The following is a 13,345-nucleotide window of genomic DNA, read 5'->3' as shown; positions in this document are numbered from 1 at the left end:
CAGGCGGGCAACGGCGTGCCGATCATCAACATCGCCGCGCCCAACGGCAGCGGGCTGTCGCACAACCAGTTCAGCGACTACAACGTCGGCCAGCAGGGGTTGATCCTCAACAATGCCACCGATCGTACCCAGGCTACCCAGTTGGGCGGAATCATCCTTGGCAACCCGAACCTACAGGGGGCGGCGGCCAATGTCATCCTCAACGAGGTCAACGGTGCCAACGCCAGCCAGCTGCGCGGCTATACCGAAGTGGCCGGACGCGGGGCGCATGTCATCGTCGCCAACCCCCATGGCATTACCTGTGATGGCTGCGGTTTCATCAACACGCCACAGGCGACACTCAGTACCGGCAAGCCGGTGATCGAGAACGGCCAGCTGACCCGTTACCAGGTCGACCAGGGCCACATCGCCATTGAAGGCGCGGGGATCAATGCCAGCAACGTCGACAGCTTCGAGCTGATTGCCCGCAGTACCAAGATCAACGCCGAGATCCAGGCCCGCAACCTGGCCATCGTCGCCGGGCGCAACGATGTCGATGTCCGCACCTTGGCGGCCACCGCGCGTGCTGACGACGGCAGCGCCAAGCCGAGCCTGGCGATCGACTCCAGCGCGCTGGGCGGCATGTATGCCGGCGCGGTCAGGCTGGTCGGCACCGAGGCCGGTGTCGGTGTGCGCCTCGACGGGCGGATGATCGCCAGCGGTGGCGATATCCAGCTCGATGCCAATGGTCAGTTGCGCATGGCCCAGGCCAGTGCCACCTGGGACGTACGCCTGCAGGCGCAGACCATCGATGCGCAGGGCCCGGTGCATGCCGGCAAGCAACTGCAGCTGGACAGCCGCGGCGAGTTGGTCAACCGCCAGGGGCTGACCGCTGCAGGTTCGGTACAACTGGACGCGGCTGGCAAACTGAGCAACCTCGGCGGTATCCAGGCGGGTATCGACGCCGCTGGCAACCGCGTGGCCGATGCCGACCTGAATGTCAACGCCGGTGCCGTGGACAACCGCAACCAGCGCTTGATCGCCAGCGGTGACCTGACGCTGTCCACGGGTGGCCGCCTGGATAACCAGGGCGGCAGCCTCAGCACCGGCCGCCATGTCGACATCAACGCCACAACGCTGGACAACCGCCAGCAGGGCAAGGTTGTCGCGGACGGGCGCATGACCCTGGCCGGTGGGCAACTGCTCAACAGCGACCGTGGCCAGATCACCAGCCAAGGGGCGCTGAACGCCACCTGGATCCAACTCGACAACCAGGCCGGCGAGCTGTCCAGCCTTGATGCCCTGGCGCTGAACCTTGGCAGCCTGGACAACCGCAATGGCAAGGTCCTGGCCAACCGGGGCATCAGCGTCACCAGCCAGGGCCTGGTCGATAACCGGAGCGGCCGCATCGCCAGCCAGGCCTCCCTCGACCTGACCGCCCAGGCCCTGAACAACGGTCAGGGCGGCCATATCAGCGGCAACCAGGCGGTCACGGTCAACGTCGGTCGGCTCGACCAGCAAGGTGGCCACCTGAGCAGCGTCACCGAGCTGACCCTTGACCTGAACCATGGCCGGCTGGACAACCGCGACGGCGAGATCGTCGCCAACCAGTTGCGTCTGCGGCAGATGGCTGATATCGACAACCAGCGTGGCGAGATCTTCAGCAAGGGCGCCTTCAGCCTGACGGGCCGCAGTCTCGACAACACCGGTGGCAAGTTCTACAGCGAGCAGGCCCTGACCGTGCGCCTCGATCAGTTGCTCGACAACCTGGATGGCCTGGTCTCGGCCGAGGGCCTGGATATCCAGGCCCTGGCGTTGCACAACCAGGGCGGCGTGGTCACCAGCAAGTCCGGCCTGGTATTGACCACCCGCGCAGCCATCAACAACCAGCACGGCGAGATCTCCAGCACCGGCCACGGCCAGGTAAAGGCCAGCAGCCTCGACAACCGCGAGGGTACGGTCACGGGTGGGGCGTTGGAACTGGTGGTCGCCCAGGCGCTGGACAATCGCCAAGGTGTGCTGGCTGCCGGCAAGGCCCTGACGCTGAACGCTGCCAGCCTCGACAACCGCGAGCAGGGCAAGCTGCTCAGCGATGGCACGCTGACCGCCAAGGTCACCGGCCTGCTGGACAACCAGGCCAAGGGCCTGGTGAATGGCCAGGGTGCCACTGATATCGACGCGGGGCAGTTGGACAACCGTGGTGGCCGGTTGCAGGGCAAGGACCTGCTGACTCTGCACGGCCAGCGCTGGGACAACCGCGGCGGCAAGATCGAGGGCGATGGCGCGCTGACGCTGACCATTGACCAGCTCGACAACCGCGACCAGGGCTTGGTCAGCGGCCAGGCCGTGGTGCGTTTCAATGGCACCGAACTGCTCAACCAGCTCGGCATCTTCGGTGCGAAAGGCAACCTCGATCTGGTCGCTGCCCACCTGGACAACAGCGGTGGCAGCCTGACCAGCGGTGGCGATCTTGATGGGCAGGTCACGCGCTTGGAACAGCTCGGCGGCAAGCTGTCCGCCGACGGCAAGCTGACCCTCAAGGGCAGTTCGCTGGTCAACCGCCAGGGTGCCGTGCTGGGTGCCGGGCAGGGCATGCGCTTGACCGTGGACAACGTCGACAACCGTGGCGGCGAGCTGTCCGCAGCCAAGGCGTTGAGCTTGACCGGCCAGCGCCTGGATAACACCGGCGGCCAGGTCCTGGCCGAAACCGACCTGTCGCTGACGGTGGCCGAAGTCATCAACCAGGCCCAGGGCCTGCTGCGCGGCAAGGGCCAACTGACCCTCGACGGCCAGACCCTGGACAATCGCGACGGGCGTGTGTCCGGCGAGCAGGGCGCACGCTTGCGCCTGGGCCAGGCGCTCGACAACGGCAAGGGGCTGCTGACCAGCGAGGGTGACCTCGATATTGGCGCCGCCAGCCTCGACAACACCGACGCTGAACTGAGCAGCGCCGGCAAGCTCACCCTGGCCACCACCGGCAAGGTAGACAACCAGCGCGGCTCGATCACCGCCGACGGCACCGTCAACCTGCGCAGCGCCAGCCTGGACAACCGTGCCGGCGAGATCGGCGCCCAGGGGGCCATGGATATCGCCACCGGCACGCTGGACAACCGCGACAGTGGCCATGTGGTCGGCAACGACCGCCTGACCATCAAGGCCGGTCAGGTCAACAATGCCGGCGTAGACAGCCGCATTGACAGTGATGGCGCAATGAGCCTGACCGCCACGGGTTTCGACCAGCAGGCCGGGCGGCTGCTGAGCAAGGCCTCGATCACCCTTGACCTGGGCCAGGGCGCGCTGGTCAACCATGGCCTGATCAAGGCTCCGCTGCTGGTGCTGAACAACCTCGGCAGCGTCGACAACCAGCGCGGCGAGATCGTCAGCCCGCAAGGCTTCACCCTGGCCGCCGATACGCTGGACAACCGCCAGGGCAAGCTGATCAGCGACCAAGTTCTGACGGTGCGTATCGCCCAGGTACTGGACAATACCAAGGGCCTGGTCTCGGCCAAGGGCCTGGACCTGCGCGCCACACGCGTGGATAACCGCCAAGGCATTCTTGTGGGCGACACCGCCCTGAACATCGACGCCGGCACTTTGGACAACCGCCAGGGCAAGGTCTCCGGTAAAGGCCGTGGTGAGATCCAGGCTGGCGCATTGCTCAACACTGCGGGTTCGCTGGTCAGCCTGGAGCAGTTGCAGGTCAAGGGCGGCGAACTGGACAACCGCGAGGCGGGCCTGCTCGGCAGCAATGGTACGTTGACCCTGGAAGTCGATCGGATCGACAACCGTGGCGGCGAAATCACCGGCAAGGCCGCCGTCGGCGTGACCGGCACCTCGCTGGACAACAGTGACGGTGGCCTGCTGGTCGCCGGCACCGGTATGACCCTCGCGTTGCAGGGCCTGCTCAACCGCAACAAGGCACGCATCGAGGCCCAGACCGGCCTGACCCTGACCGGTCTGACCCTGGACAACGACGGTGGCCGCCTGACTAGCCAACGGGACATGACCCTGACGTTGACCGGCGCGGCGCTCAACCGCCTCGGCCTGATCAGCGCCGAGGGCCAGTTGCTGATGGCTGCGCAAAGCCTGGACAACAGCACCGGCAAACTGGACAGCGCCGGCAGCTTGAAGCTGACCACGACGGGCGCGCTGCTCAACAAGTCTGGCGAGTTGCTCAGCGACAGCGATATCACCCTAGCCAGCGCCAGCCTGGAAAACACCGACAAGGGCGTTATTGCCAGCAAGGGCGCGTTGGCCATTACCACTGGCCACCTGGACAACAGCCGCCAGGGCAGTGTCAGCAGCAACCGCACCCTCGACCTGCACGCCGGCCAGCTGGACAACCGTGACGGCGGCCGGGTCGGCAGCCGCGAAGCACTCAGCGCGACGGTCACCGGCCTCGACCAGCAGGGCGGAAAACTGTTCAGCGACACTTCGGTGAACCTCGACCTGAGCCATGGCCACCTGGATAACCGTGGCGGCCTGATCAATGCCCCGTCGCTGCTGCTGAACAATCTCAAGAGCGTGGCCAACCAGGGTGGCGAGATTTCCAGCGCGCAAGCGTTCACCGTCGCCGCCGAGCAACTCGACAACGGCAATGGCCGTTTGCTCAGTGACCAGCGCCTGCTGCTGCAGATCAGCCAGCGCCTGGACAACCTCAAGGGCCTGATCGGCGGCCAGTCGCTGGAGGTTCATGCCGGTGTGCTGAGCAACCGCGACGGTGGCCGAATCGAAGCCAAGGACGCGCTCGCACTCACCAGCAAGGGCCTGGACAACCACGGCGGCAAACTGCTCGGCAGCAGCCTTGCACTGGACCTGCTCGGCGCCGACCTGGACAACGGTGCCGGCCTGATCACCACCGCCGGCCCACTGACCCTCGCCAACCTGGCTAAGCTCTCTAACCAGGGTGGGGAGATCTCCACCGCCCAGGCCCTGCGCCTGGACGTCAGCGAGCTGGACAACCGTGACGGCAAGCTGATCAGTGAACAGACCCTGGCCATCACCAGCGGCGCGATCGACAACCGCAACGGCCTGGTCTCGGGCTGGCAGGGGCTGACCGTTAACGGCCAGAGCCTGGACAACCGCCAGCAAGGCACGCTGTCGAGCCGCTCCGGCGCCGTGCAGGTGACCGTGGCCGGCGCCCTGCGCAACAGCGACGGCGGCGCGCTGGTCGCCCAGCAGCGCCTGGACGTCAAGGCCGACAGCCTTGACAACAGCGCCAACGGTATCCTGTCCAGCGGCAGCGGCCAGCAGCTGACCATCACGGGGGCACTGGACAACCATGAAGGCGGCCTGATCGATGCCGGTGAAAAGCTGGTCCTCAGCGCAGGTTCCCTCGACAACCATGGCGGTCGCGTGGCCACCCGCCAGGACCTCGGTCTGACCGCCGCGAGCCTGAACAACAACGACGGCAACCTCGCCGCCCAGGGCGCCCTGACCCTCGACCTGCTCGGCGATTTGCTCAACCGCAAGGGCACGCTGTTCGCCGGCAAGGACCTGTTGATCCAGCGCGTCGGGCTGGTCGACAACCAGGCTGGCCAGATCGCCAGCCAGGGCCTGCTCAAGGTGCTGGCTGGCAGCATCGACAACAGCCAGCGCGGCACCCTGGCCGCCAATGGCGCGCTCGTGCTCAACAGCAGCGGGTCGCTCAGCAACACGAACGATGGTCTGATCTACAGCCAGCAGGGTGACGTGAGCCTGCAGGCGGCGAGTTTGAACAACGCCAAGGGCACCGTGCAGGCCAAGGGCGCGATCACCGCGCAGGCAAACGCCGTGCTTGACAACCAGGGTGGCAAGCTGATCGCCCAGGAAGGCGCGCTGACGGTGACCGCCGACACCCTCGACAACCGCGGCGGCATCCTCGCCAGCCTCAAGCAGTCGCTGGGCGTGCGCACCACCGGTGTGCTGCGCAACGGCAGCGATGCCAACGGCCAACGTGGCGTCCTTCAGGCCCTGGGCATCGATGTGCAGAGCGCCAACCTCGACAACCACGGCGGGCGTATCGCGGCGCTGGGTAGTGATGCACTGATCCGCACCGGGCAGTTGGACAACCGCGACGGCGGCATCTCCGCCAGCGGCCTGCTCAAGGTCATCGGCACCAGCTTGCTCAACGGTGGTAACGCGCGCGGCGAGATGGTCGGCCAGCGTATCGACATTGGGCTGAGCGGTGCCTTGGACAACCTTGGCGGCATCGTCGAAAGCGTGAGTACTTTCGCCATCACGGCCGCCAGCCTGGATAACCAGGCGGGGAAACTACGTGCCCTGGGCAACAGCGGCACAACGCGATTCCAGATCGGCGGCGTGCTGGATAACCGAAACGGAACCGTGGAAACCGCCAACACCGATCTTGCCCTGGTCATCGGCGATCTGGTGAACACCGGGGGCAGCATCGCACACGTCGGCAATGGCGATTTCGGTGTCAGCAGCCAGCAGGTCATGGCGGCGGGAGGTCGCCTGTTGACGCATGGCACCCTGAATCTCAGTGCCGACAGCTGGGTCAACAGCAGCGTGCTGCAAGCCGGCACGCTCAACCTCAATGTCAACAACTTCAGCCAGACCTCGAGCGGGCAGTTGCTGGCGACCAAGGCGTTGCTGGGCACGGGCGGCAACTGGCTCAATGACGGGTTGATTGCCAGCGATGGCACATTGAACCTGACCTTGGGTGGTGCCTATTCGGGCAACGGCCGATTGACCAGCCTGGGGAACATGACCCTGACTGCGGCGCAGATGAGCCTGGGCACCGCCACCAGCATCGCCGGTGGCGACAGCATTGTGGTCAACATCGGCAACCAGCTGAGCAACCTTGGGCGCTTGTCGGCGGCCAATGACCTGACTATCAACGCGGGCAGCCTGTCGAACTACGGTGCATTGGCCGCTTCACGCAACCTGAACTTGATCGCCCAGTCCGTCCACAACGACCAGGCTGCCGACGGAAGTCGAGGCTTGCTGTTCAGTGGGCGGGACATGACGATTAGCACCGCCGATTTCAGCAATCGCTACGCGGATGTGTACAGCCTGGGCAATCTGCTGGTTGCCGGCGTCACCGCGGGTAGTTCTGCGGCAACCTTCCTGAACAGCTCCGGCACTGTCGAGGCGGCCGGCGACATCAACCTGCAGGCATCCAGTTTCGTCAACAAACGCGACAAGTTCAGGGCCAGCCACCAGATCACCGATGGCTACATGACCATCTACTGCGTCCAGCATTGCAAAGGGCCGCGGGTGAGGGGGCCGGTGCACATCTACAAGACCCAGGAAACCGTGGTGCTGGAAGATTCGCCAACGGCAACCCTGGCTGCCGGGCGTAACCTGACCATCGGTGGGGACAGCGTTCTCAATTCTCGAAGTGTGATCTCGGCGGGCAATGATCTCACCATCACGGCCGGCAGCATTACCAACGAGGGTGAGCGTTCCAGGTCGGGAACCGTTGGCAGAGAGGTGGGGGCTGGAGTCAAGATCCCCAGGGCGTATTTCTTCCAGTTGATCAACGAAGTAAACGCCTACAACCAGGCCCACCCACGTTCCGGGCCGTTTGATGAAGCCGCCTTCAACAAACTGGTCGCGAAGTTCGACCCCGGGGTATTTTACGGCATCGATGCAGAGCCCGTGGTCCAGCCGGATCAGAAGTTCATCGCTCCAGCGGTCATTCAGGCCGCCGGGACGGCCAAGCTCACTGCCGCAGGCAGCATCAGCAATATCGTTGTGAACAGGGCGGCAGCGGCTACCGGCAATCGCTCGTTCGATACCCAGGTATCCAGCGTGACGCAGCCCACGGCGGTCAACCTGAATGCGCAGTTGCCACCTGATCTGGCCCAGCGACAGGTCGATCCCACCACCCTGCCAGGCTTCAGCCTGCCAGCCGGGCAGAATGGCCTGTTCCGCCTGAGTGGCAAAGGCAGCGACACAGCCACTGGCACCGCCCAGCGCTGGACATTGGGCAACGCCACTGTCACCTCGCATGAGCGTGAGGTGCTGGCCAGTTCCCGACCGGGCTCGATCCAGGCAATGGATGCGTCCGCGTCCAGAGGAAGTGAGCAGGCAATCGATCGCGTTGCCCACCAACGTGTCGAGTCGGCTGCCAAGGCCAGTGTCATCGGGGTCAATGCGCCTGCGGGCGAGGCCGTGGATAGCTACGTTCCCCCACCGAGCGCAGGTGCGCTGGCCGCCGAGCTGGTGGCACAGGTGCCGGGTATCGGCGCTCGCCCCTGGATTGCGGGCGTCACTCGCCTGCCGGATAGCCAGTACACGAGCAAGCCGCACAAGTATCTGATCGAAACCAATCCGGTGCTGACCGACCTCAAGCAGTTCATGAGCTCCGATTACCTGCTTGGCAACCTGGGCTTCGATCCGGACAAGAGCTGGAAGCGTCTGGGTGACGGCTTCTACGAGCAACGCCTGATCCAGCAGGCGGTGGTGGCTCGCACCGGCCAGCAGTTCATCGATGGCCAGACCTCCGGCGAGCAGCTGTACAAGCACCTGATGGACAATGCCATCCGCAGCAAGGACCAGCTCAACCTGAGCCTGGGTGTCGGTTTGACCTCCGCCCAGGTCGCGGCGTTGACCCACGATATCGTCTGGCTCGAAGCACGCGAGATCAATGGTGAGCAGGTACTTGCGCCAGTGCTGTACCTGGCCCATGCCAATGGTCGACTGGCGCCTGACGGTGCGCTGATCGCGGGGCAGGACGTCCAGTTGATCGCCGGGGAGAATCTCGACAACGTAGGCACGCTGCGTGCCTCGCGCAACCTCAGCGCCACCGCCGGCAAGGACCTGACCAACACCGGCCTGGTCCAGGCCGGCGAGCGCCTGGACCTGCTGGCCGGCAACAGCTTGGTCAACAGTGCCGGTGGCATCGTCTCCGGTCGTGACGTCAGCCTGACCGCCATCAACGGTGACCTGATCAACCGACGCGACCTCACGCGCACGGACATCGTTTACGGCGGCGTGCGTGAGCAGAAGGATTATCTTGAAAGCGCCGCGCGTATCGAGGCCGGCAACAGCCTCAGCCTCAAGGCCGGGCAGGACATCAAGAACGTCGCCAGCGTGATCCAGAGCGGCGGCGACCTGTCGCTCAGTGCCGGTCGTGATGTGAGCCTGCTGTCGGTCGAGGAACGTCAAGGCTTCTACACCGATCGCCAACGCAGCAGCACGGTGCAGCAGCACGGCGCCACGGTCAGCGCCGGTCGCGACCTGAGCCTCGGCGCCGGCCGCGATCTCACCGCCGTGGCCAGCCAGATCGATGCGGGCCTCAACCTTACCCTGGCCGCGGGCGAGGACCTGAACTTGACCTCCGCCGCCAACGAAGCCCACAGCTTCAGCCGCAGCAAGAAAGTCACCCAGTCCAAGGACCAGGTCACCCAGGTCTCGACCACGCTCAAGGCCGGTGGCGATGTCTCGCTGTCCGCGGGCCAGGACATGGCCATCGTCGCCAGCCAGGTCAAGGGCAAGGGCGATGTCGACATCGACGCCGAACGCGACCTGACCATCGCCTCCGAGCAGAACGAAAGCGCTTCGTACTACCTGAAGAAGAGCAAGGGCTCGTTCGGTCGCAGCAGCTCGACGCAGAAAGAGAGCTACCACAGCACCAACGTCGCTTCGGTGATCGAGGCCGGTGGTGACCTCACGGTCAACGTCAGCAAGAAGGACGACGGCGGCATCGCCCTGGACGGTGGCCGCGATGTCTCGGTGATCGGCAGCCAGCTCAAGGCCGGCGGCGATGTCATGCTCGGTGCCACCGGCGATGTGGCGGTGCTGTCCGGCGTCGAGGAGCACGGCGAGTACAGCAAGAAGACCAAGTCCGGCTTCCTGGGCCTGTCGAAGAGCGGCAAGAGCCAGCTGCAGACCCGCGCCACGCAGGTCGGCAGCGAGCTGGATGCCGGCAACGACATCGTCATCGCCGCAGGCAGCGATGTGCGCCTGCGCGCCAGTGAGGCCAATGCCGGCAAGGACGTCGAGCTGCGTGCGGGGTTGATCGACAAAGAGGGTGACGTCAACCTGGTGTCGGCCAATGACACGGCCTATAGCCACAGCGACTCGTACAAGAAAAAGATCGGCATGTCGGTTTCCCCCGGCATCGTCGTCATTCCGTCCGTCTCGCTAGCCTCGGCGAAGAAAGCCGGGCAGGAAGCACGCAGCAGTACCAGTGTCGGCAGTCAGGTCCTGGCGGTGCGTGATGCCTCGCTCCAGGCCGAGCGCGACATCAACCTGCTGGGCAGTGGTGTCAATGCCGGTCGCAATGTCAGCTTGAACGCGGGACGTGATGTCAACGTGGCAGCCGCCGAGAACCAGAGCGACAGCAAGACCTGGTCGAAAACCTCGAGGGTTGGTTTGAGTGCCAGTGCCGACGACAACGGGATCAAGGTGTTCGCGGGTGTCGAGAAGGAAGTGGCTAAGGATCGCTTGCGCGAACAGTTGGCCTCTTCCAGTCAGATCAAGGCCGGCCAGGACCTGGATGTCAACGCGGGGCGTGATATCAACCAGACCGGCTCCGACCTGATCGCAGGCCATGACATCAGCCTGGGCGCGGGCCGCGACATCAATATCGACGCAGCGCGTGAAACCCGTATCCACGAGCAGGAGCGGGAGTATGCGACACAGGGTGCCGGGGCTTCGATCAACCATAACTTCGGGCGCACCAAGGACGCGGTGAGCAACGCCGGCAAGGGCGAGAATGGCGTGAGCAAGGTCGCCAGCACCCTGCAGGCCATTGACGGCATCAACCAGTTCCTTGCCGGGCCAACCGGCGATCTCAAGATCGGCAACAGTTCGCAGAAGAACCAGCAGACCAGCATCGAGCAAAGCAACCGTGGCTCCAGCCTGGAGGCCGGCCACGATATCAAGCTGCAGGCTGGCAACGACGTCAATGTCAAAGGCAGCCAGGTGCAGGCCGGGCGGGACATCGACGTCAAGGGGCGCGACATCAATATCGATGTCGCCCACGGCAGCAGCACCCAGAAGACCCGTGAGTCGCAGAACTGGGCCGGGGTTCACGGTGGTACCAGTGGCGGCATCAAGGTGGGCATCGGCGCCAGCCATGGCGCTGCGGGTGTCGATGGCACCCAGGGCAACTCGACGCCGAGTCAGCTCGACGCGGGGCGCGATATCAAGCTCGACGCCAGCCACGACCTGAACATCGTCGGTTCACAGGTCAAGGCCGGGCGTGACATCGACCTGGCCGCAGGCAATGACCTGAACATCCGCGCTGCGCAGAACGACTCGCACTACGAGCAGAACCGCCGCAGCGGCGGAGGTGAAGTCGGCCTGGCGTTCGGCTCGGAAGGGGTAGGTATCTATGCCAGCGTCAACCTTGGCAAGGGCGCGCTGGAACGCGATGCCCAGCGTCACCAGGAGGCCTATATCTACGCGGGCGACCAGCTGAAGTTCATCAGCGGCAAGGACACCAACATCCAGGGTGCCCAGGTGCGCGGGGACGAAGTCATCGGCCGTGTGGGGGGTGACCTGAGCGTGGCCTCGGCCATTGACACCGGCAAGGTCAAGGGCAAGGAGTTCGACCTGAGTGCCACCGTTACCATCGGCCCGGGCTCGGGTATCAGTGGCTCGGTCGGCAAAGGCAAGACCACGGGTGAAACCGAGTGGGTGGAGAACCAGACCCGCATCAGCGCTCGGGACAAGGTCGATATCCGCACCGAAAACCACACCCAGCTCGATGGTGCCCTGATCGCCGCCGACAACGGCAATCTCAAGCTCGACACCGGCACCCTGGGCTTCAGCGATATTGCCGGCAAGGACAAGGAGCACGGTTACTACCTGAATGTGGGTGGCAGCTGGAAGAAGGGGTCGGCCAGTGCCGGGCAGGACCCTTCCAACGGCAAGATCACCGAAAGTGCAGGCAACGGCGAGAAGGGTCCGAAGAACCAGACCAGCTGGAGCGTCAGCGGCTGGGAGTATGAAAAGGACCGTGAGCAGACCGTCCGCGCCACCGTGGGTGCAGGTGATATCACTGTGCGCAAGGACGCCGAGACCGGCCAGGACTCCACCGTCGGGCTGAACCGTGACCTCGACAAAGCCTACGAAATCACGCGGGACAAGGAGTCGCGTACCGATCTCTATGTGACCGACAGTTCGCTGCACGATGTGCTGAATCCCAAGGAGACGCTGCAGAAGTGGAGCGATGGGCTGCTCGACTACGACAAGACGGCGCTGAAGAACTTCGAACAGGCCGGTAATGCCCTCAACGCCCTGGTCAATCGTTACCAGCGCATGACCGGGCGGCCAATGGACAGCGGCGCTGTTGCGGTCGCGGGCCGGGCGCTGGCGGAAAACACCCTCGAGTCGCTGATCCTGGCAGGAATGTCGCCACGCGATGCCATGGCCTTGATGGGCAAGGAAGACTTCCAGACCCAGGTATTGCAGCAGCTCAACAACCTTGAGCATGTGTTCGAGCAGTCGCAGGATTTCACCCGCGAGCTTGAGCGAAATCTGGGGGCTCTGCAGCTAGACACGACACATGTCACGGCGGAGCGCGACAGCGTCCAATGGACGCTGACCTATGTCTCGACCATCAACGAGTACCTGGACGCGCATCCGGATGGGGCCGAGGCGGTCACCGTGGCACTTGCCATGCTGCAAGGCCCCAATGCTGTCATCCAGTTGGCTGTCAGCCAGGTGATCGACCAGACGGAGCTGGGCAAGGACTTCAATGCCAAGGTCGAGGAGGCCGTGGCGAAGGTTGGCAAGTACATTGCCGAGCGCATGGAGGGAGAGGACGACCTCGACAAGAAGGAAGGTGGCGACTTCCTGATTGGCGGTGGCAAGTTGATCACCAGCGTGATCATGGGTGCCATACCAGGACGCAAGGGCGGCACCCACCATGAAGGGAGCAATGGGCCGGGATCTCACCTGGATGTGCCGGACACCCGCAAGCCGCACGAGCCGCCTGCCGGCGATGTGCCGCCCAAGGGACCGACATCGGCGTTCACCCAGCTTTCCAGCCAGGCACGGCGTTATCTCAATGAGCTGGAGGCGCACACGGGCCTCAAGGTCACCGCTGAGCAACGCGACAACCTGGCAAATGCCTTGCGGGAAAAGAACTACACCAAGCTCACGCCCAAGGAAACCCAGAAACACCGACGCGAGTTCAACAAGGTCAAGGACGAGCTGATCGGCCAGTGGGAAACCAAGACAGGCCAGACATGGCCCCGCTACACCGAGAACGTGATGAGCAAGGATGGAACAAAGGTGGTGCGCAAGGCCGGACAGCCCTACGATGCGCACCACATCATCGAAAGTGGGTTCGGCGGACCTAACGAATGGTGGAACATGCACCCGGCACGCTTCCCCGACCAGCATCAAGGCGGCATCCATGGGAAAGACAGCGTGGGCAGGGAAATCTTCACATCACGATAAGAGG

At 64.4% G+C, this 13,345-nt stretch carries 1 protein-coding gene; it reads left to right on the top strand.

Features of this window, described 5'->3' with window-relative positions; translation table 11 throughout:
- Window positions 1-13,341, top strand: a 13,341-nt coding sequence (locus tag AC25MA_RS17455) for a hemagglutinin repeat-containing protein (RefSeq protein WP_486972237.1), incomplete at its 5' end; no start/stop codon positions are given.
- Window positions 13,342-13,345 lie beyond the last annotated feature (4 nt).

Source organism: Pseudomonas sp. P65(2024), assembly GCF_057480955.1.
The sequence above is the reverse complement of the archived record's forward strand: the minus strand, read 5'-3'. Positions and strand labels throughout refer to the sequence as shown.